Raw genomic sequence first — 23,199 nt, 5'->3', positions numbered from 1 at the left:
CAAATCATCCCGTCAGACCAGCGCCCTGTTGCCACATCCGGTCTCACGTATTGGTTTTCAACTTGGTCCACAACCGCGTGGTCAGACGGGCGATCTTCGCCGGCAACTCTTCCACGGTGAACAGTTTTTCCAACACGCTCTTCGGTGGGTAGATCGCTGAATCCTGCTGCACATCTGCATTAAGGAAATCATGGGCCGCCGCGTTCGGGTTGGCGTAGTGAATGCTGTTGCTGATGTTGGCGATGACCTTGGGTTCGAGCAGGTAATTCATGTAGGCGTAGGCGTTTTTCTCGTGGGGCGCGCTCTTGGGCATGACCAGCATGTCGAACCATAACGTCGTGCCTTCGTCAGGAATCGAGTAAGCGATATCGATGCCGTTTTTCGCTTCCCGGGCACTCGCCGCTGCCTGAACGATATCGCCATTGAAACCAATCACCACACAGACGTTGCCGTTGGCCAGATCGCTGATGTACTTGGACGCATGGAAATACTGGATATACGGGCGGATCTTCAACAACGCCTGCTCGGCCTTTTTGTAATCGTCCGGCTCATGGCTGTGCGGTGGCAGGCCCAGATAATTGAGCGTAATCGGCAGCACTTGCGTCGGGTTGTCGATAAACGCCACGCCGCACTGGCTGAGTTTCTTGATGTTGTCTTCGTCGAACAACAGCTTCCATGAGCGGGTGACGTCCGTGGTGCCGAACATGGCTTTGATCTTTTCGACGTTGTAGCCGATGCCAGCGGTGCCCCACATGTACGGAAACCCGTATTGATTGCCCGGGTCGTTGACCTGCAGTTTCTCCATCAGCACTGGGTCGAGGTTTTTCCAGTTGGGCAATTGCGAGCGGTCGAGCTTCTGAATCGCCCCGGCCTTGATCAGCCGCGACAAAAAGTGGTTCGACGGACTGACCACGTCATAACCGGTGTTGCCGGTCATCAGTTTCGACTCCAGCACTTCGTTGCTGTCGTGGATGTCGTAGGTGGTTTTGATGCCGGTGGCCTGGGTGAAATTGGCCAGGGTGTCCGGGGCGATGTAGCTGTTCCAGTTGGAGATGTTGACGGTTTCATCGGCGTAAACCGTAGCCGAAGCGGCCGCGAGCACGGTCGTCAGAAAAAGTGGCTGGGTGCGCATGTTCTATCACCTGAGTTGAGTGGCTTTTGTTCTTGTGAAATGGGGTGAAAATTCAGATTTCTGTTCTGGCCCTGACCGCCTCCACACGCATGCGCAACATAGCGCCGATGTCGAACAATGGACGCGGCGGCAACCAGCCCGGCTCGGCCCTTTGCATCACCGATTGCAGCAGCGGTGAATTGATGCCCGACGCCAGTTCCGCCAATAACCGCCCCCACAACGTGCCGCGCGCAACGCCGGAACCATTGCACCCCGCGACGGCGAAAACGCCCTCCTCGACCCGATCGAAATATGCCTGGCCACTGCGGCTCGCGCTTAAGTGGCCGGTCCAGGTGTATTGAATGTCTGACTCACCGAGGAACGGAAAGCGTCGTTGCAAACCACGGACATGATGCTCGCGGCGCACGGCCAGTTCGCTGCTGGACAGGTCGCGCGTGCGGTATTCCGCGGTGTTGCGGATCATCACCCGACGATCCGGGGTCAGCCGCACCGTCGCCCCCAGCGGCCGGGTCGACAGCACGCCCCACGGCTCGACCGCACCGATGGCTTGAAACTCCTGATCGGTCAGTGGCCGTGTGAGGCTGGCGCTGAGTTCCATCGGGAACGTCGCGGTGTCCGCGATTCCGACCCTGGGAATAAAGGCGTTGAGGCAGACCAGTACCTGTTTCGCTTCGATGCTGCCGTCTACTGAACTGGCGCGAAGGCGACCATGGCTCAGGCGCTCAAGACCGCTGATGTCCGTGTCCTCGTACAGCGTAATGTTGCCCGGTGAAGCGTTGAGCAACCCTTTCACGTATTTGGCCGGTTGCAACAATGCGTTGCCTTGGCCGCACCAGATTGCCGCTTGGTAGTGGCGGGTGCCGAGCTTTTGCGCCAACGCCGCGCCCTGAAGAAATTCCGCTCGCGCCCCAAGGGCACGCAGCGTCGCCAGTTTGGCGTCGACGTGGTCGAGTTTGGCGCGGTCGTTGACGGCAAAGTAATAGCCGCTGTCGCGAAAGTCGCAGTCGATGGCATGCCGGGCAATGCGTTGGCGCACTTCTTCGCTGGCCGCGCGGGAAATGGCGGTATCGACTTCAAATCCGGCAAAACCCGGCTCGCCGATCAATTCGTTGTGCGCCGGGTGTTCATGGGCAACGACGAATCCTGAGTTGCGCGCCGAAGCGCCCTGCGCCGCCCGCTGCCGATCCACCACGACAATGCGCGCCTGCGGGTGCAATTCGGCCAGCGTATGCGCCGCGCTGAGACCGGTGATGCCAGCGCCGATCACCAGCCAGTCAGCCTTTTGTGCGCCGCTCAGGCGAATGCCTTGCGGGGCACTGCCGGCCTGCGCGATCCAGCCACATACGTTTTCCATGCTCCACCTCTTCGACTGTCGTTCTGCGGCTTGCTTCAACGGGTTCGGCATGCGTGAATGGCATACACGGCTTGAGAAGATCACCGCCAGAGCTAGAATCTATAAGGTCTTCGCCAAACCGACCAACGCTATAAAATCATCGAACCATTCGGAAAACGCATGGATAACATTCGTCACATTCCCTCCTTGCCAGCCTTGCAGACGCTGGTTGAAGTCGCCCGTTGCGCCAGCTTCACCAGCGCTGCGCAGACCTTGTGCCTAACGCAAAGCGCAGTGAGTCGGCAAATCCAGCAACTTGAAAATCATTTCAACGTGGCACTGTTCATCCGTACCAGCCGCAGCCTGCGCCTGACTCCGGAAGGCGAATTGGTGTTGTCCAGCGCACGCAGCATCCTTGAACAATTGAAAACCCTCGAAGAACGCCTCGCGCCGCAAAAACGCCCGTTTCGCATCCGCATGCACGTGTCGCTGGCGGTGCGCTGGCTACTGCCGAAACTCAGCGATTTCTATCTGCGCCATCCCGAGGTGTCGCTGGCGATTGAAACAGTGGCGACCGAAGTGGTGGAGCCGGCGAGCGACAGCGATGCGTACATTCTTTACCTGCCGCAGCCGTCGAGCGACACCGCGTGCCTGATGCTATTCGAGGAAATGCTGGTGCCGGTGTGCTCGCCGAATCTGGCCCATGCGCCGCGCTCAATCAGCGAATTGCAGCGCTTTGCCTTGCTGCACCGCTCGTCAGATCGACAGGCGTGGATCGAATGGCTGGCGGCCAACGACGGTCAGCCGCTGGAGGATTACCGGCACATTCCGTTCAATCTGGATGAGTTGGCGCTGGACGCGGCCGCACGCGGCTTGGGCGTGGCGGTGACCGACATGACGCTGGCAGCGGAGTCGATCGAACGCGGTGTGTTGCGGGTGCCGTTTGGCGAGCCGTTGAAGACCGGAGGTGTGTACGCGTTATGCCCGCAGCCAGGGGCGGCGGCGCATCCGGCGTGCAGTTCGGTCATGCAGTGGTTTGCCGACCAGGCTCTGGTTTGAACCCGGTTTTATGGCGCAGTGGCTTGAAAGCTCTGCAGATAGGCCAGCAAGTTTTCCACCTTCTCCTCGTCACTCAGCCCCCAGAAAATCATGCGCGTGCCGGGCACCACACCTTTCGGGTCTTTCAGGTACGCAATCAGTGTTTCGCGATTCCAGGTCAGTCCTGAGTTTTTCATCGCATCGGAATACACATAGTTCGCCGAGGTGCCGGCGGGGCGGCCGATGATGCCGTTGAGTTGCGGGCCGAAACCCGGGCGTGCCGACTCGCCGACCTGATGGCAGCCACCGCACAGGCGCGGGAAGATTTTCGCCCCGGCTTCGGGGTCGCCCGCCGCGTGAGTGAGCGTGCTGAACAGCGCGGCGGTTAGCATCAGGGCGAGGGACAGGCGTGCGGCGTGGTTCATCGAGTGTTCCGGAGCGGCGTGAATCGGGCGGCGCAAGGGTAGCATTTGTTTTTACAGGTAAGCGCCGATGATCTGTCTGACCTTGATCAACGCTTGGCGCAGAACGTCCATGTCCACCGAACCCAGCGCCAGACGAATTGCATGGGGTACGTGCGCCGAAACGGAAAACGGTTCGGCGGTGGTGACGGAAATCTGCTCGTGCATCAGCGCCACCACGATCTGATCGGCGCGCACATCTTCCGGTAACGGCAGCCAGAGGAAATACGAAGCCGGATGGCCGATGGTGGGCAACCCGTGCAGCAGTTTGGCCGCCAACGCTTGCCGTGCCTTGGCATCGTTGCGCTTCTGTTCTTCCAGCACGCCGACCGTTCCGTCATCGAGCCAGCCACAGGCAATGGCAGTCATCACGCCGGGCGTGTTCCAGGTGGTGGCGCGGATGATGCGTTCCAGCGCCGGTACCGCAGGTTCAGGCGCGGCGATAAAACCGACGCGCAAACCGGTGGCGATGTTCTTCGAAAGTCCGGACACGTACACGGTGCGCTCCGGCGCCAATTGCACGAGGGCCGGCGGTGGGTTGTCCACGAGAAATGCGTAGGCCGCGTCTTCGATGAGCGTCAGATCATGCTGCCGGGCAATCGCCACCAACCGTTCGCGCGCCGCCAATGGCATCACCCAACCCAGCGGATTGTGCAGGGTCGGCATGCTGTACACGGCGCGGACCGCGCGGCTGCGGCAGAGCTTTTCCAGCGCCAGAAGATCCGGCCCGTGCTCGCTGACCGGGATCGCCACGACTTCCAGATGCAGTGCCTCGGCCAGAACCTTGAAACCGGAATAGGTCAGCGCATCGGCAGCAATCACATCACCGGGTTTGAGCAACGCCATCAACGTCACGGCCAACCCTTGCTGGGCGCCGTTGACGATCAGCACGTGTTCGGAGTCGACCGTCACACCGCGGGCGATCAGGTGTCGCGCCACCGACGCGCGCTCGTGGGCGCGACCGGCGTGGGGCTGATAGCGCAACAGTGCTTCCAGATCTCCGGACAACGCCAATTGTCGCAACGCCGTACGCAACAACTCCGCCTGACCGGGCAACGATGGGTAGTTGAAATTGAGATCGATCATGCCCACCGCGACATCTTTCTGATCGATGCCCTGCCCCGGCGCCAACAAGGTTTCGCGAACGAACGTGCCGCGTCCGGTCTCGCCGCTGACCAGCCCCATCGCCTCCAGCTCGGCGTAGACCCGCGACGCCGTGACCAGCGCCAGCCCTTGCTGCGTCGCCAATTGCCGGTGAGTCGGCAAGCGCGTACCGGGCGCCAGACGCCCGCCGCGAATGTCCGCCGCGTAGGCATCAACGATGGTCTTGTAGCGGGAACGCGGCATGTGGGTTGTATCCATGACAATTTTTTGATTGTGCTGATTCTCGACCCTAGGATGAGCCAAACGCAACCCCACTGCCGAGCGCGTCCAACATGCAACGAACTTCAAACCTGACCACCCCGGCCCTGGAAAAAACCAGCGGCTGGATCAACGGTTTTATCGGCGTGGTGATCTTCAGCGGCTCGCTGCCGGCGACGCGGCTGGCGGTGCTGGAATTCGACCCGGTGTTTCTCACGGTGCTGCGCGCGGCCATCGCCGGGGGTTTGGCGGTGGCGTTGTTGTGGCTGTTTCGCGAACGACGCCCGGCGCGCAATCAGTGGCTGTCGTTGTTGATCGTGGCGCTGGGCGTGGTGCTCGGTTTTCCGCTGCTGACGGCGCTGGCCCTGCAACACGTGACGTCGGCGCATTCGATTGTGTTTGTCGGATTACTGCCCTTGGCCACGGCGATTTTCGGCGTGCTGCGCGGCGGCGAGCGGCCACGAGCGGTGTTCTGGATTTTTTCCGTGCTGGGCAGTGCTTTGGTGGTCGGCTACGCGGTGTCGCAGGGGCTGACCGCCTCGCCCACCGGCGATTTGCTGATGCTGGCGGCGATTCTCGCTTGCGGTCTCGGTTATGCCGAAGGCGCGAAACTGTCGCGCAGCCTCGGCGGCTGGCAGGTGATTTGCTGGGCGCTGGTGCTGTCATTGCCGCAGATGGCGTTGCTGAGTGTATGGCTGGCGCCCGCCTCGTTCGGCGAGATCAGCCTGTCGGCGTGGCTGTGCCTGGGGTACGTGTCGTTGTTCAGCATGCTGATCGGGTTTGTGTTCTGGTATCGCGGTTTGGCCCAGGGCGGGATCGCTGCGGTCGGTCAGTTGCAGTTGCTGCAACCGTTTTTCGGTCTGGCACTGGCGGCGACGTTGCTGCATGAACAGGTCAGCCTCGGCATGCTCGTGGTGACGTCAGGCGTAATTCTCTGCGTGGCCGGGGCGAAGAAATTCGCCAAATGACTTTCAGGCACCGGCCTTCCATTCCCTGGGACTCAGGCCGGTCTTGCGCCGAAACGCCCGGGCCAGCGCCGAGGGACTTTCATAACCCACCTCTTCGGCGATCAGCGCAATCGGCTTGCCTTCGCGCAGACGCTTCTGCGCCAGGCTGACCCGCCAGCTCAGCAGATAATCGGCGGGGGTCTGCCCGACCACCCGGCGAAACTGCTCGGAAAAACTGGCGCGGGACATGTTCGCGACGGTCGCCAGTTCGGCCACGCTCCACGGCGTTTGCGGTTGCTCATGCATCAGGTTCAAGGCTCGGGATAAACGCGCATCGGCCAGCCCGGCGATCATCCCCGGTTGCTGCTCACGACTGCTGATCAGATGCCGCAAGAGCAAAATCACCAGCAGTTCAAACAGCCGATCCATCACCGCCATCCGCCCGCAATGACCTTCAAAGGCTTCCCTGAACAGCCATTCGACCGTGCTGGCCAGCTCCGGAATCTCGCTGAGTTTCAGCACCAGATAATCCGGCAACGCGGCGGCCAGGGCATTGCCTGAACCACCGTCAAAGGTCAGCGTCGCGCACACCACCTGGCTGTGCATGGCTTCATCGGCAAACATTCGGTGCGGAAACGGTCGCGCAAAGAAAATCAGCGACGGCTCGCTGAGATGAATCTCGCGCTCATTGCCCGGTTTGATCCGCAACTCGCCCGCCTGCAACAGATGCACATGGCCGACTGGCTCGTCCTCATGCATGGCGACACCGCAGAACGTGCCGCTGTGAAAGGTCCCGGCATTTACGCCGAAATGGCTGAGCAAGGTGGACAAGCGATCCATGGGTGACTCCCGTCGGCATGTCTGGACGATCTGTCGCATATCCTCGACGATTTGCCGCCAATGCGCTACTGGCGTTGCCTACCATTCACTCCATCGCCGCTGCACTTCGCAGCGGACTTTCGGAGAATCACCATGAGCCGCATCAACACCATCAGCCTCGACACCGCCACCGACGCCACCCGCACCGTGCTGGAAGGCGTGAAGAAGAAAATCGGCTTCCTGCCGAATCTGTTCGCGACCCTGGCCACCGCGCCGGTCGCCCTCGACACCTACGTGCAAGCCTCGGCGATCCTCGGCAAGACTTCGCTCAGCGCCCAGCAAAAAGAAGCGGTGTACCTCGCCACTTCGCAGGTCAACGGCTGCGACTACTGCCTGGCGGCGCACACCCTGTTTGGCGGCAAGTCAGGGCTGTCGGCGCAGGACATCGTCGCGGCGCGTCAGGGCGAACTCAATGCTTATGCCGCCCTCGCCCGGCAACTCACCGAGAGCCGTGGCCACCTCAGCGACGCGCAGATTGCCGCCGCCCGCGCCGCCGGGATCGACAACGTCAAAATCATCGAAGTGATTGCCCTGGTGGCGGTTCAGACCCTGACCAACTACCTGAACAACACTGCGCTGACGGACATTGATTTCCCCGCCATCGACGCCTGAAAAAAGCCTGATCGAAACCTGTGGCGAGGGCGCCGGTGCCCTCGCCACAAATCGTTTTGTCTCGCGCATCGTGCCATGATGCGCAAAGACCCGAATCCTCTGCGATGCAAACACGCCTGGGGCGTGCTGAAATCATGGTCATCGGCAAGGGTCTTTCTACACAAGCTGACGTCAGGAACGACACGCCCCCTATGACACAATGGTTGCAAGACAACGGCGAGATGGCCGAACAAATCCGTGCTCACGACTGGGCGAATACGCCCCTCGGCCCGCTCGAACATTGGCCGGATGTGCTCAAGACCACCGTTTCGCTGAGTCTCGCTTCGCATTTTCCGCAGGCGATTGTCTGGGGCCCTGAACTGATCACGATCTTCAACGACGCGTTCAAGCCGATCCTCGGCAGCAAGCCGCTCGCGCTGGGCCATCCGTTCAGTACGATCTGGAAAGAAGCCTGGCGCGACATCGGTCCGATTGCCGAGGCGGCATTCGCCGGCAAAGCCACCTACATCGAAAACTTTCCCTTGGTGGTGGAACGCGGCGCCGGCCCGGAACAGGCTTATTTCACCTTTTGCTACAGCCCGATTCGTGACTCGCGCGGCCAGGTCGTCGGCCTGCTCGACACCGTCACCGAAACCACCCAAACGGTTTTTCTCAACCAGCGCCTCGCCGTGCTGGAGGCGATCGGCAACGCGGTGACCAACGCCAGCGACGCCCAGGCGATTCTCGCCGCCAGCACACGTTTGATGGTCGAACAACTGAACCTGTCCAACTGCGCCTATGCCGACATGGACGCCGACGAAGACGGCTTCACCATTCGCGGCGACTTTGCCGCCGCCGGTTCGCCGAGCATCGTCGGCCACTACAGCCTGAGCGATTTCGGCGAGAAAGCCGTGACCCTGCTGCACGCCGGCCAAGCGCTGGTGATTCACGATAACCGCGCCGAACTGCCGCCCGAGGAATCAGCGACGTTCCAGGACATCGGGCTCGCCGCGACCATTTGCGTGCCGCTGATCAAGCAGGGCCGGTTGACCGCGCTGATGGCCATTCACGACAAGGTGCCGCGCGCCTGGTCGCCGTTCGAACAAGCGCTGTTGATCGAAGTGGCCGAACGTTGTTGGGCGCACATCGAGCGTGTGCGCGCCGACGCCGAAGTGCGTCAAGGCCTGCTGGCGCTGGAGGAACTGAATGCCACGCTGGAGCAGCGGGTCGAGGAGCGCAGCGTGCGTCTGGCCCATGCCGAATCGGCGTTGCGCCAGTCGCAGAAACTCGAAGCCATCGGCCAGCTCACCGGCGGCGTGGCCCACGACTTCAACAACCTGCTGACAATCATTCGTTCCTCGGTGGATTTCCTGCGGCTGCCGAACCTCTCGGACGAGCGGCGCCAGCGCTACATGCGCGCGGTGTCCGACACCGTCGAGCGTGCGGCGAAACTGACCAGCCAACTGCTGGCCTTCGCCCGCCGTCAGCCGCTGAACCCGGAAGTCGTCGATGCCGGCGAGCGTCTGGCGAACATTGGCGAGATGCTCGAATCGGTGACCGGTGCGCAGATTCATATCAGCGTCGAGCGTCCGGATCAGCCGTGCTATATCCGCGCCGACCTGAGTCAGTTCGAAACCGCGCTGATCAACATTGCTCTGAACGCCCGCGATGCCATGGACGGTCAGGGTCTGCTGAAACTGCGCGTGGAGGGTGGCAAGCCGTTGCCGGTGATCCGTGCGCATGCCGGCTCAAGCGCGCCGTTCGTGGCGATCACCCTGGCCGACAACGGCACCGGTATCGACGCGAAAACCCTCGAACATATTTTCGAACCGTTCTTCACCACCAAGGCTGTCGGCAAAGGCACCGGTCTGGGGCTGTCGCAGGTGTTCGGTTTTGCCAAGCAATCGGGAGGCAACGTCGACGTGTCCAGCGTCGTCGGCGAAGGCACGGTGTTCACTCTCTATCTGCCGCAAGTCAACGCCAGCGCGGTCGCAGCGGCGGAAGGCATCGAGGCTGAAGAAGCGCCGTCGGCGGATATCCGACGCCGAGTACTGGTGGTCGAGGACAACCTCGACGTCGGCCGTTTCGCCCAGCAGATCCTTGAGGATCTGGGTTATGAAGCCACTTGGGCCACCAACGCCGAAGAAGCGTTGCAACTGATCGGCGCCGATGCCATGGCGTTCGACGCTGTGTTTTCCGATGTGGTCATGCCGGGCATCAGTGGCGTCGCGCTGGCCCGCGAGCTGCGCCGCCGACGCCCCGACCTGCCCGTGGTGCTGACCTCGGGCTACAGCGAAGAACTGGCGCGCAGCGGTTATGAAGGTTACGACTTTCTGCCCAAGCCCTACTCCGCCGAGCAGGTCTCGCGCATCCTTGGCAAAACCTGGCTCAAGGGCTGATCGACGCCCGATCAGTCGTGATCGACACCGGCACGCTTGAGCAGCTTCTTGCAGCGCTCCGATAAATGAAACACCTGCACATGCTTGCCGGCCTTGGCGTAGCGCTCGCGCAGGGTTTTCAACGCGGCGATGGCCGAGTAATCGACGAAGCTCAGGTGGCGACAATCCAGCGTGACTTTTTCCGGGTCGTTGGCCGGGTCGAACTGATTGAGAAAAGGTGTGGTCGAGGCAAAGAACAGCGTGCCGTGCAGGCGATAGAGTTTGCTGCCGTCGCTTTCCAGATGCTCATCGGCGTACAACTCGCGCGCCTGCTGCCAAGCGAAGTTGAGCGCGGCGATGATGATCCCGCACAGCACCGCCGTGGCCAGATCGGTGAACACGGTGATCGTGGTCACGGCGATGATCACCAGCACATCGTTGAGCGGAACCTTGTTCACCACCCGCAGCGACGCCCAGGCGAAAGTCTGCTGCGACACCACGAACATCACGCCGACCAGCGCCGCCAGCGGAATGCGCTCGATCAGCGGCGACAGAAACAGGATGAACAGCAGAATCAGCATGCCTGCGACCACACCGGACAAGCGCCCGCGTCCGCCGGAGCTGAGGTTGATCACGGTCTGACCAATCATCGCGCAACCGCCCATGCCGCCGAATGCGCCCGAGACCACGTTCGCCGCACCCAACGCCACGCATTCGCGATCCGGGTAGCCACGGGTTTCGGTAATTTCGTCGGTGAGATTGAGGGTCAGCAAGGTTTCCAGCAGGCCGACCAGCGCCATCAGGATCGCGTACGGGGCGATGATGCGCAGGGTTTCCAGGTTCCACGGGATGTCCGGCAGCGCAAACGTCGGCAGGCCACCGGCAATGTGCGCCATGTCGCCGAGGGTGCGGGTAGGCAGACCGAACAGGTAAACCAGCAAGCCGACGCCGAGAATCGCCACCAATGCCGGCGGCACCGATTTGGTCAGGCGCGGCAGGATGTAGACGATGGCCATGGTCAGCGCCACCAGACCGGTCATCAGGTACAACGGCGTGCCGCTAAGCCAGTCTTCGCCGCTCTTGAAATGCTCCAGCTGCGCCAGCGCAATAATGATCGCCAGGCCGTTAACGAAACCGAGCATCACCGGGTGCGGCACCATCCGCACCAGTTTGCCCAGGCGCAACAGCCCGAACGCCATCATGATCAGCCCGCCAAGCAGCACCGTCGCCAGCAGATACTGCACGCCCTGCTGCACCACCAACGCGACGATGACCACGGCCATCGAGCCCGCCGCGCCGGAGACCATGCCCGGACGGCCGCCGAACAGCGCGGTCAGCGTACAAATGATGAAAGCGCCGTACAGGCCCATCAACGGATTGAGGTGGGCCACCAGCGCAAACGCAATGCATTCGGGCAACAGGGCAAATGAGGTGGTGAGTCCGGCCAGGACATCGGCGCGCAGACGTTTCGGTTTCATGGCTTACCTGACTGAGCAGCCACTGAGCGTGGCCGCGGATATTCGCGAAATTTGAGGGTTGCGAATGTTACGGAATTGTCCGGGCCCGGGCCAGCAATCACTGACAGGCTTTTTGCGGTGATTTATGCTGGCGCGTTCCTGCCCCCTGATCGAGTCCCACCATGTCTTCTTTTCTGAGCGCCCGTGAGGTCTGCCAACGCTTGCGCGACGCGGCGCTGGGCGTCCTGACGTTTGAACGGCGCGAGTCTTGCGACAATACCGGACGGGTCCTCGTCGATATCGAGGGCTGGCGCCTGTTGCTGGATTTTGAGGGCGGACGCTTGCACCACTGTGAATGCGCGCAAAATGCCGACGGGCAGGAAGGCGCGCTACACACATGGCAGCGCTACGGCACGGATCCGGTGAGTTTGCTCAGCACCTGGGAATTGGCGCAGATCGAGAAGCTGTTGCGCGAATCCGCTCAGGCCTGACGCAAATCGAGCAGATAGGTGTAGTAACCCGTGTCCCGCACATAACCCAGTGACTCATACAAACCCTGCGCGGTGAAGTTGTCGGTCGCCGTTTCCAGTGTCATGCTTTTCGCGCCGGTCTCCAGCGCAAACTCGCGTGCAGTATTCATCAGCAGACGGCCAACCCCACGTCCCCGCGCACTCGGCGCGGTGAACAGGTCGCTGAGAAGCCAGGCGCGATGGGCGTCTATTGACGAAAACGTCGGGTACAACTGGACAAATCCCAAGGCCTGCCCTTGTTCATCCTGAGCGAGAAATATCGCTGACTCGTTGCCCGCGATGCGTTCGGCAATGAACGCGCGGGATTGCTCGAGGTTCGGCGGTTGCTGATAAAAACCCCTGTACGCATCGAATAATTGTGCCACCGCGTCCAGATGACTCGCGTTCGCCCGCAGTGCCTGAATGGCCATAGCCCCTGCCCTCTTTTTATTTGAATGATCGATCCAGCATAGCGCTGCGTATCGATCAGGCTGGATTGATCGCTATATAGTTTTGTATATTGCGAAACCAAAAATCGCCAGAACGTTGCCATGCCGTCCACCAAATCCGTGTTGCCATGAGCGCCATCCGAGTCCGCAACGAGCAGTTGATCCTCGCCGCCGCCAGCGAAGAATTCGCCGCCAACGGCTTCGACGCCACCCAGACCCGCGACATCGCCGCCCGCGCCGGCGTGCCCAAGGCCAACCTGTATTACTACTTCCAGACCAAGGAAAACCTTTACGGCAAAGTGCTGCTGGGGTTTGTCGAACCGCTGCTGGAAGCTTCGGCGGCATTGCGCGAAAGCGATGATCCGTTGATCGGCCTTCGCGCCTACGTGGCCGCGCGAATTCGCATCGCCCGCGAACACCCGGCGATTGCCAAAGTGTTCAGCGGCGAGTTGCTGCTGGGCGGACGGCAACTGCCCGACGAATGCCGCGACCTGCTCCACGCCGAAGCACGCCGCAACGTCGACTGCCTGCGCAGCTGGATCGAGCGCGGCTTGCTCGCGCCAGTGGACCCAGAGCACTTGATGCTGTTCATCTGGTCGGCCACGCGCACCTACACCAACATTGGCTGGCAGATGGGCCGGATCATGGAACGCGAAGTGCCGCAGGATGAAGATTACGCGCAGGCGGCGGAAACGATCACGCGGATGGTGCTGGAGGGTGTGGTGGTGGCGCCACGGCGGGTTGGGGAGGTTCGTGGGTTTTGTTTGCGACGTGATTGGCAGAACGGTCAATATCGAATGGCGATATAAATCCTGTGGGAGCGAGCCTGCTCGCGAAAGCGGTAGGTCAGCCACTATCAATGTTGACTGACATATTGCTTTCGCGAGCAGGCTCGCGCCCACAGGAGTTTAGGTAAGTGGTTAGAAAGTGATGTCGGCCGCCGGTTTTACGTCGATTCGCGCCACGGAGCCGGTCAGGTGGGCCAGGTCTTTGTTGTGTTCGGCGATGATGTCTTCGGCGCTCATGTTGCCGTTGTCTACGGTGGAATGCGCGTCGGCGGCGAGTTCGACGTCGTAGCCCAGTTCATGGGCCTGGCGCACGGTGGCGTTGACACAGTAGTCGGTTTGCAGACCGCAGATGACCAAGCGCTCGAAGTCCTCGCTCGGCAGCAGCTTGCGCAGGTCGGTCTGGTAGAACGAGTCCCGCGTGGTCTTGCCGACACGCAAGTCGCTGGCGGCGGTTGTCAGCGCTTCGGCCAGTTGCCAGCCTTCGGCGCCGCGAGCCAGTGGACTGTCGGCCTCTTCGTGCTGAATCAGCACCACCGGCACGCCAGCGTTGCGCGCGCGGGTGCTGAGCGCATTGATTCTGTCGATGATGGTGTGGATGTCGTGGCACTGATACTCGCCCGAGCAGAGGGCGCGCTGGACGTCGATGATCAGTAATGCGGTGGTCATGATGAGCCTTCCTTGATCAGTCCTTGAAACGGGGGCGGACTTAAGCCCGCCCCCTTTTTACGCGCATCAGTAACCCAGTGACAAGCCAGTATTGCGCCGTGGATCGTTGGCGCCGTAGAAGCGGTTTTTGCCGACCGGTTTGCCACCCAGCGAAGGCGCCCCGACCAGAATGGCCGCGATGTGGTTGGCATCCTGCGGCCCGGCGAACTTGTGGCCCCAGCTCTCGAGGATTTTTTTCGTGTCCGGGCTGGCCGCGAAGTCTTCGAGGTTGGTTTCTTCCGGCATCCATTGCTGGTGGAAACGCGGCGCATCGACCGCTTCCTGCAGGCCCATGCCGTAGTCGATGACGTTGAGCATGGTCAGCAAGGTCGCGGTGATGATGCGGCTGCCACCCGGGGTGCCGACGACCATGACTACTTTGCCATCCTTGGTGACGATGGTCGGGCTCATTGACGACAGCGGCGCCTTGCCCGGGGCGATCGCATTGGCTTCGCCCTGGACCAGACCGTACATGTTCGGCACGCCGACCTTGGAGGTGAAGTCGTCCATTTCATCGTTGAGGATCACCCCGGTCTTGCTCGCCATCACGCCCGCGCCGAACCAGTCGTTGAGGGTGTACGTGACGGACACCGCGTTGCCCCACTTATCGACGATCGAATAGTGGGTGGTATTGCTGCCTTCGTGGGGCGCGACGCCGGGTTTCAGCTCAGCCGAAACCCCGGCCTTCTGCGGCTGGATCGCGTCGCGCAGCTTGGTCGCGTAGTTCTTGTCGAGCAGGTGCTCGATCGGATTTTTGACGAAATCCGGATCACCGAGGTAGCTGTTGCGATCCACGTAGGCGTGGCGCATGGCTTCGATCTGATAGTGCATGCCTTGGGCCGAATGGAAGCCCAGATCCTTCATCGGATAGCCTTCGAGGATGTTCATGATCTGGCAGATCACCACCCCGCCGGAGCTTGGTGGCGGTGCGGAAACGACGTGGTAGCCACGGTAATCGCATTCCACTGGGGCCAGTTCGCGGGTCTTGTATTTGTCGAGATCGGCCTGGGTGATGATGCCTTTGTTGGCCTGACTGGAGGTGACAATGGCATCGGCGACCCAGCCTTTGTAGAAGCCATCGGCGCCCTTCTCGGAAATCGTGCGCAGGGTTTTACCGAGGTCTTTCTGCACCAGTTTTTGCCCGACCTGCATCGGCTCGCCGTTGTGCAGGAAGATCGACCCGGAATCGCGGATGTCCTTCTTGAACACGTCAGTGGCGTATTCCAGCAACTCGACGTCACCCTGCTCCAGCGCGAAGCCGTCTTCCGCCAGTTTGATTGCCGGGGCGATCATTTCATGGCGCGGTTTGGTGCCGTACTTGCTCAGCGCCAGTTCCATACCGGACACGGTGCCCGGCACGCCGACGGCCAAGTGGCCACGGGTGCTCAGATCGGGCACGACGTTGCCGTCCTTGTCCAGGTACATGTTCGCAGTGGCGGCCAGCGGGGCCTTTTCGCGGAAGTCGAGAAAGGTCTTGCGTCCGTCGGCCAATTGAATGGTCATGAAACCGCCACCACCAAGGTTACCGGCGGCGGGATAGACCACCGCCAGCGCATAACCCACGGCGACTGCCGCATCGACGGCGTTGCCACCACTTTTCAACACATCGACGCCGACGTGCGTGGCCAGATGTTGCGCGGTCACGACCATGCCGTTTTCGGCGGCCACCGGCGCCACCGATGCGGCATGGGCCATAAGGCAGCTGAGGGCCAGAGACGTCGCTATCAGCGATTTGGCAAAAGGTTCGTACTTCATGAGTCGATCTCTTTTTTTGTTTTTAGGGACTGAAGCAGCAGGAAACGCTTCAAAAGCCACAAGCAGTATGGTCGGCTTTGCGTATTGCGCCTGCCTGATCAGGCAGTATCCTGAGGGCCCGTTGTTGTCCTGTTGCGGAGCCCGTTCCCATGTCTTTTACGTTCATCACCCTGCCCTCGCCGGTCGGCGAGCTGAAGCTGGTCGCGAACGGCTCCCGACTGGCCGCCATCCTCTGGGAAAACGACAAACCGAACCGGGTACGACTTGGTCAGATGAGCGAAGCGCAAGACAACCCGATCCTGGTGAAAACCGCTCGCCAGCTGGAAGAATATTTTGCCGGCACCCGGGACTGCTTCGAGCTGGAACTGGATTTCGCCGGCACCGAGTTTCAGAAAAAAGTCTGGGCGGCGCTGCTGACCATTCCCTTCGGCGAAACGCGAACCTACAGCCAGATTGCCGAGCAGATCGGGAATCCCAGCGCCGTTCGTGCGGTGGGCGCGGCGAACGGGCGCAATCCAATCTCTATCGTCGCGCCATGTCATCGGGTCATCGGCGCTTCAGGAAAGCTGACCGGATTCGCCGGCGGACTTGAGGCGAAGCAACGGTTGCTGACGCTGGAGGGCGGCGACTGGTCAGAGGTTGGCAAGACCGGCCAGTTGTTCTGACTCAGGCACCGAACAGGTTATTCATCGCCGCATACTGCAACAGCATGATGGTCTTGGCGTCACAGATTTCGCCGCGCTGGAACGCCGCCAACGCCTCATCGAAGCCCCACTCCAACACTTCCAATTCTTCGGTTTCTTCCTCCAGACCGCCACCCTCGCTGACCTTCGATGCCGCATCGTATTCGGCAATGAAGAAGTGCAGCTTCTCAGTGACAGAGCCGGGGCTCATGTAGGCCTCGAACACCTTTTTCACGTCGTGCACGCGATAGCCGGTTTCTTCCTCGGCTTCATCACGAATCCGTTGTTCCGGCGCGGCACCCTCCAGCAAACCCGCCGCGACTTCGATCAGCAGGCCGTCATGGCCGTTGACGAACACCGGCAAACGGAACTGACGCGTCAGCACGACGGTGCGCTTGTCACCGTTGAACAACAGAATCGCCGCGCCATTGCCGCGGTCGTACACCTCGCGAGTCTGACGCTGCCACTCGCCGTTGTTGCGGTGGTAATCAAAGGTGATTTTCTTCAGCAGATACCAGTCATGGGACAGCACCTGAGTCTCGACGATGTTGACCCGCTTGGCAGTGTTGGACATGACGTCTGATCCTTTTTTCATCGTGGAAAGCCGCTATGGTCGAATAGTCTGCTCGACAAAAAAAGCCCGGCAGCGCTACCGGGCTTCATCATTTGACGACAGTGCGTCGTTATTTGAAGTCGACGTCGAAGGCCTGATAAAAGGCGTTGCCGGTATTGGCAACGATCCACATCAGCACGATGACATGCCGCCCCTTCTTGTCGGCCGGCAGTTTCACTTCATGTTCGACTTTGGCCTTCAATTCATCCGCATGGCTGTAATACGGCACCTGCGGATAGAAATCCTCAAAGAACGGTTGCGCCTCCAATTGCCCGCGGCTGATACGTTGTTTCGGGTCCCAGCCATCCTTGGTGATCAACCAGCGATAACCGCGGGTGGTGTGCGGCGCGGTGTATACCCAGTTGATCTTCAGCGTTTGCCCCGCGTCGACATTCAGCAGGGGCCAGGCGAACGAACGACCAAGCTTCTGGCTCATTTCTTCGTCGGTGTAATTCACACAGTCGCGGGCATCGGACTTGCCGCCACTGAGGATGTAGCCGTCGGCGGGTGGCGCCACGCTCGCCGAGTCAGTCTCGAACGGCGCAGGAAACGGCCCGGCGACCAACGCCGGGAAGTTCTTGCCACCCTCCATCTCGTTGACCTGCCAGCCACCGAGCAGACCGAGGTCGATGGCCACCGCACCGCGGCTGGCTGGAGAGGTCACGCGACCGTGTTTCAGTTCGGTGTTTGCAATTGCCTGATTCATTTTTTTCACTCCGTTGATTTAAGAACTCTCCTTCCCGAGGAGAGGCCTTCAAGCTAACGGAGGTGGTTTTTTTGTCCATCGGCGGATTTGTCGCAGTCAGCGCAGGCAAATCGCAAAACACCCCAGAATACTGGATGGATATACAGTCACCTGAGAGAACGCCCACCCACCAACGAGCAAAAGGATTACACGGCAAGACTGCAAAGGCTGCCGTTCAGTATTCAAGGCAACTGCGCTTTGAATTCCTTTTCGTACTCACCGGCGAGTTGGACTTTCTGCTTCTCGTTGAGCAATTTTCCGGCCATCTGGAAGAATTTCTGCTCCTCTTCCTTGAGGTGGTGATGGACTTTGTCGGAGAGTTTTTTCGCCGTGGCCAGCCAGGCCGGACTGGACATCTCGGTCTCGTCCAGTTCTTCCATCATTTCGTCCATTTCATGGTGTTCGGATATGGCGTGGCGACTCAGGTCAACGCCGTTATCGAAGGCCATCAATGGAATGTAGAAATGGCGTTCTTCTGCCGTTTCGTGGGCCTGCAATTCGGCCTTGAGCTGCTTGTAAGCTTCCACCCGTTCCGGCGTATCACCACTGGTTTCAACCAGGCGTTTGGCGTAGCTGCGCTGGCGATCGTGGCTTTCGCGAAGGGCTTCAAAAATATTCATGGAGTGTCCTCATCAACCGCGTTCGAAATGACGCTGTAATGCCTAGACCCCGGCGCGCGAACGACGGTTCCACTTGGGTTAAGCAAGCGCTTGGAAGATTGGCGTCGGGCACGTTAGGCTGCGGGCTCAACCACAAGGAAGTCAGGCATGAACCTGCGTATCGAGTTGTCGCAAGACCCCACCGAAGAACAACGCACCGCCATTCTCGCGCCACTGCGTGCTTATAACGTCGCCAAGGCTGGCCCCTCGGCCATGGAGACGATTGCGCTGTTGGTGCGCGATGAGCACGACGCGATTCTCGGCGGCCTGTGGGGCCATACGTTTTATCGGTGGATGTTCATTGATCTGCTCGCGGTGCCGGAGCAAGGACGGGGTCAGGGCATTGGCTCGAAGCTGATGCAAATGGCCGAAGCGACAGCGCGGGACAAGGAATGCGTGGGCATCTGGCTCGACACTTTCGATTTCCAGGCGCCGGAGTTCTACAAGAAGATGGGGTTCAGCCAGTGCGGGGAAATCGCCGATTATCCGCTGGGGCATAAGCGGCATTTTTTCCAGAAGCGGCTGATCGGTTGAAGTCACGGCGCCTTCGCGAGCGAGCCTCGCGAAGGTGCCGGAAGCTTCAACGCAGGCTCAGAGGCAAGTCGCCAACGCCGCCAGGCGGCGCTTGGCAACAAAATCATCCTGCTGCGCGTAGTAATTGAGCGTGGTGCCCGAAGCCTCGGTGATCACATCGACAAACGACTCCGCCGAACGGGTGTAGATCGTTGTGCCGCCGGATTTGCGCGGTTCCAGGTAAGCCGCCGCATCCACGCCAAATACCGCCTCGTCTTGCCAGCCGAACTGCACGCACTGTGCCACGACTTTCTCGGCTTTGTCCGACGTCAGCACTTTATACGGGGCTTTGGTGCGCGCATCGTTCATCACCGAACCCGCGCAACCAGCCAGCAGCGTCGCTGCCAGCGCAACCATCAGAATTCGCATTGCCTTCGCTCATTCAGAAAAAAGCGGACTGTATCACCGCAGCCAGCAGAATCGTTCTGCTTTACTGCATTTATAGCGCGACACACGTCGGCCGCTGCGGCAACCTACGGTCATCAGCCTCACAAGGAAACGCTATGGCGCCCACTGACCAACGACATGAACACGCCCTGAAACTGTTTCTTGAAGCACGACCCGAATTGCGTGAAACCCTCGATCACCTCAACCCCCTACTGGCACAGGCCAAGGGTGAAACCCAGGCGCAGTATCGCGAAGAGCGACTGCATGAGGCCTTCGAAGCCGAGGCGGAAAGTCTCGGTCTGTTTGCTTGGGAACTGACACTGCAACTGACCGCCGCGACCCCCGAGGACTATCAGGCGCAGCGTCTTGAAGTGCATCGTGAAGTCGCGGAAATGGCCGGGATGGACTGGCTCGAGTATTGCGATCTGTATGGCATAGACCCGTAACCGCCGCACAAGGATACCGTCACCGATGCTGCCATCCGCCTCCACCCACCGTGCCAGCCCCGGCCACCTGCACACGCAAAAGTGGCGCGGGCGGGTGGGTCTGGCGCTGGTGGCCAGCCTCTCGGTCCTGGCTGGCATGACCGACGCCATCGGTTTCATGGCCAGCGGCGACTTCGTCTCGTTCATGAGCGGCAATACCACCCGACTCGCCGTGGCGATCAGTGACGGCGACATCGGGCTGACCGGGCGTTTGTTGATCCTCGTTGCGACTTTTATTGTCGGTAATGCCTTGGGCGTTGTCGTCGCGCGGGTCGGCGGGCGTCGGGCGCTGCCGCTTCTACTGTGTATCGCCACCCTGCTGTGCGCAGCGGCTGTCTGGCCTTATGACTCGCAACTGCCGGCGCTGCTGGCAGCGATTATTGCCATGGGCATGCTGAACGCGTCGGTGGAGGAAGTGAACGGCTTGCCGGTCGGCCTGACGTATGTCACCGGTGCCTTGTCGCGATTCGGCCGTGGATTGGGCCGCTGGATGCTCGGCGAACGCCGCAGTGGCTGGCGGGTGCAACTGGTGCCTTGGAGCGGGATGTTCATCGGCGCGATTCTGGGGGCGGTGCTGGAACATCATTTTGGCCTCAGAGCGATGTTCGCCAGCGGCTTGCTCGCCGCGATGATCGGGCTGCTCTCCCTGAAAATCCCGCGACGCTGGCAACTGGGCTATATGCCGCGCTGACCGAGGACAACAAAAATCTCTGTAGGCGTGAGCCGGCTCCGGGCGGCGTTCCGACGAAGACGCCGGCCCATTCTTCATCTTCACCAACTGACACCGCTATCGCGAGCAGGCGAAGGCCTACAAGGTTTCGCGGCGGCCTCGATAAAGCTTTATCATGGCCGCAGTTTTGCTGATCGAGTCCGTCATGAAGTTCGCCATCGCGCTGTTTTCCGCCGCTCACGCGCCCTCCTCGCGCCGCGCCCTGCTGTTTGCGCAGGCTGCGCTGGCCGGTGGGCATGAAATTGTCCGGCTGTTTTTCTATCAGGACGGCGTCTACAACGCCTCGGACGCAGTGGTCACACCGCAGGACGAACTGGACTTGCCCAAACAATGGCGCGCATTCATTACCGAGCAGAAGCTGGACGGCGTGGTGTGCATCGCCGCCGCCCTGCGTCGCGGCGTGTTGAACGGCGAAGAAGCCAAACGTTACCAGCGTGATGCGATTTCGGTCAGCGCGCCGTGGGAATTGTCCGGCCTCGGTCAGTTGCATGATGCGGTGCAAGACGCTGACCGTCTGATCTGCTTCGGAGGTGCGTGAGATGGCCAAATCCCTGTTAATTATTAGCCGCCAGTCGCCATGGTCCGGTCCCGCTGCCCGCGAAGCGCTGGACATCGTCCTGGCCGGCGGCGCGTTCGATTTGCCCATCGGCCTGCTGTTTCTCGATGACGGCGTGCTGCAACTCGCCGCCGCGCAGAACGCCAAAGCGCTGCAACAGAAAGACCTCAGCGCCAACCTGCAAGCGCTGCCGATGTTTGGCGTTGAAGAGCTGTTTTATTGCGCCGACAGCGCCCGCTCCCGTGGCCTCGGCAATCTGTCGCTGGACGAAGCGCAGCCGCTGGACGCCGAGCACATCACCGCCCTAATTGACCGCTACGACCAGGTGATCACCCTCTGATGTCGACTTTGCATGTGTTGTCTCACTCCCCGTTCGGCGACGATCGCCTGAACAGTTGCCTGCGTCTGATTGGCAGCGCTGATGCGTTGCTGCTGTCCGGCGATGCGGTTTATGCGCTGCAACCGGGCACCGCGCCGTTCACCGCTTTGCACACCCGCCAGATCAAATTGTTTGTCCTCGCCGAAGATGCTCAGGCACGCGCCATCGAAGTCCCGGATTGGGCCAAAGTGATCGATTATCCGGCCTTCGTCGAACTGTCGATCCAGCACGACAAGGTCAACAGCTGGCTATGAATTCCATGACCGTCGGCGCCCGCGCCATCGAACTGGACAAGGACGGCTTCCTCGTCGACCTCAGCGATTGGTCTCACGATGTCGCCAGCGCCCTCGCCGCTGCAGAAGAGATCGAGTTGACGCCCGAACACTGGGAAGTCCTCGAACTGCTGCGCAGCTTCTACGCCGAATTCCAGTTGTCCCCGGCCACGCGCCCGCTGATCAAGTACACCGCACTGAAACTCGGCCCGGACAAAGGCAACAGCCTGCACCTGAACCAACTGTTCAAAGGCACCCCCGCCAAACTCGCCGCGAAACTGGCGGGCCTGCCCAAACCGACGAATTGCTTATGACCGACTTTCCAGCGCTGACCCTCGAAACACCCGCCGAGCATCCGTTCGCCCAGTTCGTGCGCATCCTCGGCAAGGGTAAACGCGGTGCGCGCGATCTCACTCGCGAAGAAGCGCGCGAAGCGATGGGCCTGGTGCTCGACGACAAGGTCGAGGACACCCAGCTCGGTGCGTTCCTGATGTTGCTGCGGCACAAGGAAGAAAGCGCCGAGGAAATGGCCGGTTTCACCGAAGCTCTGCGCGCCCGTTTGCAGGCCCCGGCGCTGAATGTCGATCTGGACTGGCCAACCTACGCCGGCAAGAAGCGCCATTTGCCGTGGTATCTGCTGGCGGCCAAGTGCCTGGCGCAGAACGGCGTGCGCATTTTCATGCACGGCGGCGGCGCTCATACCGCCGGGCGTCTGTACAGCGAGCAGCTGCTCAGCGAATTGAACATCCCGTTGTGCCGCACTTGGCCGGAGGTCGGCGCGGCGCTGGACAACGGCGGGCTAGCGTTTATGCCGCTAGTGGACTGGGCGCCGCAGCTGCAAAAGATGATTGATCTGCGCAACACCCTTGGTCTGCGTTCACCCATTCATTCGCTGGCGCGGATTCTCAACCCGTTGGGCGCTCGCTGCGGCCTGCAAAGCATCTTCCACCCCGGCTATCAAGCGGTGCACCGCGACGCCAGCGGTTTGCTTGGCGACACGGCGATTGTGGTCAAGGGCGACGGCGGCGAAATCGAGATCAATCCGGATGCCGACAGTCACTTGTATGGCACCACCGGCGGCGAGAGCTGGGACGAGGAATGGCCGCAATTGTCGGCGCAGCGCCACGTCAAGCCGGCGACCCTGGACATCGAACATCTGAAAGCCGTTTGGCGTGGCGACGTCGTCGACAGCTACCCGCAAATGGCCCTGATGGCGACCATGGCATTGGCCTTGCGCGGCCTCGGTCAGACCCGTGAACAAGCCTTCGAGACCGCCGAGGAATTCTGGGCTGCACGGAACAAATCGATTTAACCGATCATTCACGCCCGATCT

Annotated in this window: 28 protein-coding genes; 15 read left to right on the top strand and 13 right to left on the bottom strand. The window is 60.9% G+C overall.

From position 1 onward, the window contains the following. Positions 1-43: 43 nt before the first annotated feature. Complete coding sequence (locus ACQ4OE_RS09130; RefSeq protein WP_430946428.1) at positions 44-1,132, bottom strand: polyamine ABC transporter substrate-binding protein; 1,089 nt, start codon at positions 1,130-1,132, stop codon at positions 44-46. A 52-nt stretch (positions 1,133-1,184) separates the two neighbouring features. After that, positions 1,185-2,486 (bottom strand): NAD(P)/FAD-dependent oxidoreductase, encoded by a 1,302-nt coding sequence (locus ACQ4OE_RS09125; protein WP_430946427.1) that lies wholly within the window; start codon positions 2,484-2,486, stop codon positions 1,185-1,187. A 159-nt stretch (positions 2,487-2,645) separates the two neighbouring features. Here ACQ4OE_RS09125 and ACQ4OE_RS09120 point away from each other — a divergent pair, with 159 nt between their 5' ends. Further along, positions 2,646-3,524 (top strand): LysR substrate-binding domain-containing protein, encoded by an 879-nt coding sequence (locus ACQ4OE_RS09120; RefSeq protein ID WP_430946426.1) that lies wholly within the window; start codon positions 2,646-2,648, stop codon positions 3,522-3,524. Positions 3,525-3,532: 8 nt separating this feature from the next. Here the strand turns inward: ACQ4OE_RS09120 and ACQ4OE_RS09115 are convergent, their stop codons facing one another. Both ACQ4OE_RS09115 and ACQ4OE_RS09110 read right to left on the bottom strand, forming a co-directional pair. Further along, positions 3,533-3,928: a c-type cytochrome gene (locus tag ACQ4OE_RS09115; RefSeq protein ID WP_430946425.1), complete on the bottom strand. Its 396-nt coding sequence runs from the start codon at positions 3,926-3,928 to the stop codon at positions 3,533-3,535. 51 nt (positions 3,929-3,979) lie between these two features. Continuing rightward, complete coding sequence (locus ACQ4OE_RS09110) at positions 3,980-5,311, bottom strand: PLP-dependent aminotransferase family protein (protein WP_430946424.1); 1,332 nt, start codon at positions 5,309-5,311, stop codon at positions 3,980-3,982. An 89-nt stretch (positions 5,312-5,400) separates the two neighbouring features. Between ACQ4OE_RS09110 and ACQ4OE_RS09105 the strand changes: the two genes are divergently transcribed. Beyond that, complete coding sequence (locus ACQ4OE_RS09105; protein WP_430946423.1) at positions 5,401-6,294, top strand: DMT family transporter; 894 nt, start codon at positions 5,401-5,403, stop codon at positions 6,292-6,294. Between the two features lie 3 nt (positions 6,295-6,297). Here ACQ4OE_RS09105 and ACQ4OE_RS09100 read toward each other — a convergent pair whose 3' ends face one another. Then, the gene (locus ACQ4OE_RS09100) at positions 6,298-7,113 is read right to left on the bottom strand and encodes a cupin domain-containing protein (RefSeq protein ID WP_430946422.1); all 816 of its coding nucleotides are present in this window, start codon (positions 7,111-7,113) and stop codon (positions 6,298-6,300) included. A gap of 132 nt (positions 7,114-7,245) precedes the next feature. On the opposite strand from ACQ4OE_RS09100, the gene ACQ4OE_RS09095 reads away from it, so the two are divergent. Beyond that, a complete protein-coding gene (locus ACQ4OE_RS09095) occupies positions 7,246-7,764 on the top strand; it encodes a carboxymuconolactone decarboxylase family protein (protein WP_430946421.1) in 519 nt (172 codons plus the stop codon). A 191-nt stretch (positions 7,765-7,955) separates the two neighbouring features. Further along, a complete protein-coding gene (locus ACQ4OE_RS09090; RefSeq protein WP_430946420.1) occupies positions 7,956-10,142 on the top strand; it encodes a GAF domain-containing protein in 2,187 nt (728 codons plus the stop codon). An 11-nt stretch (positions 10,143-10,153) separates the two neighbouring features. Here ACQ4OE_RS09090 and ACQ4OE_RS09085 read toward each other — a convergent pair whose 3' ends face one another. After that, positions 10,154-11,599, bottom strand: coding sequence for a SulP family inorganic anion transporter (locus ACQ4OE_RS09085; protein ID WP_430946419.1), 1,446 nt, complete (start codon positions 11,597-11,599; stop codon positions 10,154-10,156). A gap of 161 nt (positions 11,600-11,760) precedes the next feature. On the opposite strand from ACQ4OE_RS09085, the gene ACQ4OE_RS09080 reads away from it, so the two are divergent. Continuing rightward, positions 11,761-12,069: a DUF7693 family protein gene (locus ACQ4OE_RS09080; protein ID WP_430946418.1), complete on the top strand. Its 309-nt coding sequence runs from the start codon at positions 11,761-11,763 to the stop codon at positions 12,067-12,069. Here ACQ4OE_RS09080 and ACQ4OE_RS09075 read toward each other — a convergent pair. Next, positions 12,060-12,518 carry a GNAT family N-acetyltransferase gene (locus ACQ4OE_RS09075; RefSeq protein WP_430946417.1) on the bottom strand — a complete coding sequence of 153 codons (459 nt, stop codon included), beginning with the start codon at positions 12,516-12,518 and terminating at the stop codon, positions 12,060-12,062. The genes ACQ4OE_RS09080 and ACQ4OE_RS09075 overlap by 10 nt on opposite strands. A gap of 146 nt (positions 12,519-12,664) precedes the next feature. Here ACQ4OE_RS09075 and ACQ4OE_RS09070 point away from each other — a divergent pair, with 146 nt between their 5' ends. Further along, positions 12,665-13,345, top strand: a complete 681-nt coding sequence (locus ACQ4OE_RS09070; protein ID WP_430946416.1) for a TetR/AcrR family transcriptional regulator — start codon at positions 12,665-12,667, stop codon at positions 13,343-13,345. Positions 13,346-13,456: 111 nt separating this feature from the next. Here the strand turns inward: ACQ4OE_RS09070 and ACQ4OE_RS09065 are convergent, their stop codons facing one another. Next, positions 13,457-13,990 carry a cysteine hydrolase family protein gene (locus tag ACQ4OE_RS09065; RefSeq protein WP_430946415.1) on the bottom strand — a complete coding sequence of 178 codons (534 nt, stop codon included), beginning with the start codon at positions 13,988-13,990 and terminating at the stop codon, positions 13,457-13,459. Between the two features lie 66 nt (positions 13,991-14,056). Beyond that, positions 14,057-15,784 (bottom strand): gamma-glutamyltransferase, encoded by a 1,728-nt coding sequence (ggt, locus tag ACQ4OE_RS09060; RefSeq protein ID WP_430946414.1) that lies wholly within the window; start codon positions 15,782-15,784, stop codon positions 14,057-14,059. 149 nt (positions 15,785-15,933) lie between these two features. Between ggt and ACQ4OE_RS09055 the strand changes: the two genes are divergently transcribed. Then, the gene (locus ACQ4OE_RS09055) at positions 15,934-16,449 is read left to right on the top strand and encodes a methylated-DNA--[protein]-cysteine S-methyltransferase (RefSeq protein WP_430946413.1); all 516 of its coding nucleotides are present in this window, start codon (positions 15,934-15,936) and stop codon (positions 16,447-16,449) included. Between the two features lies 1 nt (position 16,450). Here the strand turns inward: ACQ4OE_RS09055 and ACQ4OE_RS09050 are convergent, their stop codons facing one another. The 3 genes from ACQ4OE_RS09050 to ACQ4OE_RS09040 form a co-directional block, all read right to left on the bottom strand. Beyond that, entirely contained in the window at positions 16,451-17,041 is a 591-nt protein-coding gene (locus ACQ4OE_RS09050) for an NUDIX domain-containing protein (RefSeq protein WP_430946412.1), read from the bottom strand. Positions 17,042-17,150: 109 nt separating this feature from the next. Further along, on the bottom strand, positions 17,151-17,786 hold the full coding sequence (locus tag ACQ4OE_RS09045; protein ID WP_430946411.1) for a lytic polysaccharide monooxygenase auxiliary activity family 9 protein: 636 nt from the start codon (positions 17,784-17,786) through the stop codon (positions 17,151-17,153). A gap of 221 nt (positions 17,787-18,007) precedes the next feature. Beyond that, positions 18,008-18,445: a hemerythrin domain-containing protein gene (locus ACQ4OE_RS09040; RefSeq protein ID WP_122590255.1), complete on the bottom strand. Its 438-nt coding sequence runs from the start codon at positions 18,443-18,445 to the stop codon at positions 18,008-18,010. Positions 18,446-18,592: 147 nt separating this feature from the next. Between ACQ4OE_RS09040 and ACQ4OE_RS09035 the strand changes: the two genes are divergently transcribed. Further along, positions 18,593-19,018 carry a GNAT family N-acetyltransferase gene (locus ACQ4OE_RS09035; RefSeq protein ID WP_158954222.1) on the top strand — a complete coding sequence of 142 codons (426 nt, stop codon included), beginning with the start codon at positions 18,593-18,595 and terminating at the stop codon, positions 19,016-19,018. A 57-nt stretch (positions 19,019-19,075) separates the two neighbouring features. On the opposite strand, the gene ACQ4OE_RS09030 is transcribed toward ACQ4OE_RS09035, so the two are convergent. Beyond that, the gene (locus tag ACQ4OE_RS09030; RefSeq protein WP_122590259.1) at positions 19,076-19,426 is read right to left on the bottom strand and encodes a hypothetical protein; all 351 of its coding nucleotides are present in this window, start codon (positions 19,424-19,426) and stop codon (positions 19,076-19,078) included. A 134-nt stretch (positions 19,427-19,560) separates the two neighbouring features. On the opposite strand from ACQ4OE_RS09030, the gene ACQ4OE_RS09025 reads away from it, so the two are divergent. The 7 genes from ACQ4OE_RS09025 (at position 19,561) to ACQ4OE_RS08995 (ending at position 23,178) form a co-directional block, all read left to right on the top strand. Next, positions 19,561-19,890, top strand: a complete 330-nt coding sequence (locus ACQ4OE_RS09025; protein WP_122590639.1) for a DUF6388 family protein — start codon at positions 19,561-19,563, stop codon at positions 19,888-19,890. Between the two features lie 25 nt (positions 19,891-19,915). Further along, the gene (locus tag ACQ4OE_RS09020; protein WP_122590260.1) at positions 19,916-20,620 is read left to right on the top strand and encodes a YoaK family protein; all 705 of its coding nucleotides are present in this window, start codon (positions 19,916-19,918) and stop codon (positions 20,618-20,620) included. 184 nt (positions 20,621-20,804) lie between these two features. Beyond that, on the top strand, positions 20,805-21,197 hold the full coding sequence (tusD, locus tag ACQ4OE_RS09015) for a sulfurtransferase complex subunit TusD (protein ID WP_430946410.1): 393 nt from the start codon (positions 20,805-20,807) through the stop codon (positions 21,195-21,197). 1 nt (position 21,198) lies between these two features. Beyond that, positions 21,199-21,555, top strand: coding sequence for a sulfurtransferase complex subunit TusC (gene tusC, locus ACQ4OE_RS09010; protein WP_430946409.1), 357 nt, complete (start codon positions 21,199-21,201; stop codon positions 21,553-21,555). Then, positions 21,555-21,848 carry a sulfurtransferase complex subunit TusB gene (gene tusB / locus ACQ4OE_RS09005; RefSeq protein WP_430946408.1) on the top strand — a complete coding sequence of 98 codons (294 nt, stop codon included), beginning with the start codon at positions 21,555-21,557 and terminating at the stop codon, positions 21,846-21,848. The genes tusC and tusB overlap by 1 nt, the downstream gene beginning before the upstream one ends. Continuing rightward, positions 21,845-22,180, top strand: coding sequence for a TusE/DsrC/DsvC family sulfur relay protein (locus ACQ4OE_RS09000; protein WP_430946407.1), 336 nt, complete (start codon positions 21,845-21,847; stop codon positions 22,178-22,180). Before tusB ends, ACQ4OE_RS09000 begins: the two co-directional genes overlap by 4 nt. Next, the gene (locus ACQ4OE_RS08995) at positions 22,177-23,178 is read left to right on the top strand and encodes a glycosyl transferase family protein (protein WP_430946406.1); all 1,002 of its coding nucleotides are present in this window, start codon (positions 22,177-22,179) and stop codon (positions 23,176-23,178) included. The genes ACQ4OE_RS09000 and ACQ4OE_RS08995 overlap by 4 nt, the downstream gene beginning before the upstream one ends. The last annotated feature ends 21 nt before the right edge of the window (positions 23,179-23,199 follow it).

This window comes from Pseudomonas sp. WC2 (genome assembly GCF_050586545.1).
GTDB lineage: Bacteria > Pseudomonadota > Gammaproteobacteria > Pseudomonadales > Pseudomonadaceae > Aquipseudomonas.
Note: the sequence above shows the minus strand (reverse complement) of the source record. Positions and strands in the feature narration are given on the sequence as shown.

What these genes read in the sequence shown, in the direction of transcription:
- ACQ4OE_RS09110 (WP_430946424.1), bottom strand. Translation starts at nt 5,311, where the DNA reads ATGCCGCGTTCCCGCTACAAGACCATCGTTGATGCCTACGCGGCGGAC.
- ACQ4OE_RS09045 (WP_430946411.1), bottom strand. Translation starts at nt 17,786, where the DNA reads ATGAATCAGGCAATTGCAAACACCGAACTGAAACACGGTCGCGTGACC.
- ACQ4OE_RS09065 (WP_430946415.1), bottom strand. Translation starts at nt 13,990, where the DNA reads ATGACCACCGCATTACTGATCATCGACGTCCAGCGCGCCCTCTGCTCG.
- ACQ4OE_RS09035 (WP_158954222.1), top strand. Translation starts at nt 18,593, where the DNA reads ATGAACCTGCGTATCGAGTTGTCGCAAGACCCCACCGAAGAACAACGC.
- ACQ4OE_RS09115 (WP_430946425.1), bottom strand. Translation starts at nt 3,928, where the DNA reads ATGAACCACGCCGCACGCCTGTCCCTCGCCCTGATGCTAACCGCCGCG.
- ACQ4OE_RS09070 (WP_430946416.1), top strand. Translation starts at nt 12,665, where the DNA reads ATGAGCGCCATCCGAGTCCGCAACGAGCAGTTGATCCTCGCCGCCGCC.
- ACQ4OE_RS09000 (WP_430946407.1), top strand. Translation starts at nt 21,845, where the DNA reads ATGAATTCCATGACCGTCGGCGCCCGCGCCATCGAACTGGACAAGGAC.
- ACQ4OE_RS09030 (WP_122590259.1), bottom strand. Translation starts at nt 19,426, where the DNA reads ATGCGAATTCTGATGGTTGCGCTGGCAGCGACGCTGCTGGCTGGTTGC.
- ggt (WP_430946414.1), bottom strand. Translation starts at nt 15,784, where the DNA reads ATGAAGTACGAACCTTTTGCCAAATCGCTGATAGCGACGTCTCTGGCC.
- ACQ4OE_RS09080 (WP_430946418.1), top strand. Translation starts at nt 11,761, where the DNA reads ATGTCTTCTTTTCTGAGCGCCCGTGAGGTCTGCCAACGCTTGCGCGAC.
- ACQ4OE_RS09050 (WP_430946412.1), bottom strand. Translation starts at nt 17,041, where the DNA reads ATGTCCAACACTGCCAAGCGGGTCAACATCGTCGAGACTCAGGTGCTG.
- tusD (WP_430946410.1), top strand. Translation starts at nt 20,805, where the DNA reads ATGAAGTTCGCCATCGCGCTGTTTTCCGCCGCTCACGCGCCCTCCTCG.
- ACQ4OE_RS09090 (WP_430946420.1), top strand. Translation starts at nt 7,956, where the DNA reads ATGACACAATGGTTGCAAGACAACGGCGAGATGGCCGAACAAATCCGT.
- ACQ4OE_RS09105 (WP_430946423.1), top strand. Translation starts at nt 5,401, where the DNA reads ATGCAACGAACTTCAAACCTGACCACCCCGGCCCTGGAAAAAACCAGC.
- ACQ4OE_RS08995 (WP_430946406.1), top strand. Translation starts at nt 22,177, where the DNA reads ATGACCGACTTTCCAGCGCTGACCCTCGAAACACCCGCCGAGCATCCG.
- ACQ4OE_RS09120 (WP_430946426.1), top strand. Translation starts at nt 2,646, where the DNA reads ATGGATAACATTCGTCACATTCCCTCCTTGCCAGCCTTGCAGACGCTG.
- ACQ4OE_RS09075 (WP_430946417.1), bottom strand. Translation starts at nt 12,518, where the DNA reads ATGGCCATTCAGGCACTGCGGGCGAACGCGAGTCATCTGGACGCGGTG.
- ACQ4OE_RS09040 (WP_122590255.1), bottom strand. Translation starts at nt 18,445, where the DNA reads ATGAATATTTTTGAAGCCCTTCGCGAAAGCCACGATCGCCAGCGCAGC.
- ACQ4OE_RS09130 (WP_430946428.1), bottom strand. Translation starts at nt 1,132, where the DNA reads ATGCGCACCCAGCCACTTTTTCTGACGACCGTGCTCGCGGCCGCTTCG.
- tusC (WP_430946409.1), top strand. Translation starts at nt 21,199, where the DNA reads ATGGCCAAATCCCTGTTAATTATTAGCCGCCAGTCGCCATGGTCCGGT.
- ACQ4OE_RS09020 (WP_122590260.1), top strand. Translation starts at nt 19,916, where the DNA reads ATGCTGCCATCCGCCTCCACCCACCGTGCCAGCCCCGGCCACCTGCAC.
- tusB (WP_430946408.1), top strand. Translation starts at nt 21,555, where the DNA reads ATGTCGACTTTGCATGTGTTGTCTCACTCCCCGTTCGGCGACGATCGC.
- ACQ4OE_RS09125 (WP_430946427.1), bottom strand. Translation starts at nt 2,486, where the DNA reads ATGGAAAACGTATGTGGCTGGATCGCGCAGGCCGGCAGTGCCCCGCAA.
- ACQ4OE_RS09025 (WP_122590639.1), top strand. Translation starts at nt 19,561, where the DNA reads ATGGCGCCCACTGACCAACGACATGAACACGCCCTGAAACTGTTTCTT.
- ACQ4OE_RS09095 (WP_430946421.1), top strand. Translation starts at nt 7,246, where the DNA reads ATGAGCCGCATCAACACCATCAGCCTCGACACCGCCACCGACGCCACC.
- ACQ4OE_RS09100 (WP_430946422.1), bottom strand. Translation starts at nt 7,113, where the DNA reads ATGGATCGCTTGTCCACCTTGCTCAGCCATTTCGGCGTAAATGCCGGG.
- ACQ4OE_RS09055 (WP_430946413.1), top strand. Translation starts at nt 15,934, where the DNA reads ATGTCTTTTACGTTCATCACCCTGCCCTCGCCGGTCGGCGAGCTGAAG.
- ACQ4OE_RS09085 (WP_430946419.1), bottom strand. Translation starts at nt 11,599, where the DNA reads ATGAAACCGAAACGTCTGCGCGCCGATGTCCTGGCCGGACTCACCACC.